Source organism: Chryseobacterium sp. SIMBA_029 (genome assembly GCF_046535275.1).
In the GTDB taxonomy this organism is placed as follows: Bacteria; Bacteroidota; Bacteroidia; order Flavobacteriales; family Weeksellaceae; genus Chryseobacterium.
The window spans coordinates 1-346 of the sequence record NZ_JAWRXA010000113.1 but is presented as its reverse complement, the minus strand read 5'-3'; the positions used below and the strand labels follow the sequence as shown (position 1 = coordinate 346).

Annotated in this window: 1 protein-coding gene; it reads left to right on the top strand. The window is 60.4% G+C overall.

All coding sequences use genetic code 11. The features are described from left to right. The coding region (locus SB679_RS23440; RefSeq protein ID WP_410704679.1) for a hypothetical protein at window positions 1–346 on the top strand (346 nt) is incomplete at both ends.

The following is a 346-nucleotide window of genomic DNA, read 5'->3' as shown; positions in this document are numbered from 1 at the left end:
CCGACATCCATGGCTTTCTGGTTGATGTGGCCATCCGGATCTACGAAGAACTCTCCTCTCACGGAACCACCATTCATTGCGCCATCACCGTGAACGTGGACGAGCGGCAACGAACGCTGGCCGCCAGCAGCCCAGATGCCAGAGCTTTCGACGAACTACAGAGCAGCTATCCTGCTGGCCCACGCCTCACCGCATGGCAGACACACGCCTTAATCCACGTGTCCAACGTGGCCATGGAGGACCGTTGGTCTTTCTTCCTCCGTCCCGCAGCCGCCCGAGGTCTCGGTTCCGTCCTCATCCTGCCAATGGACCTGGATGGCGCGGTGGAGGCGGCAGTGAACCTTTA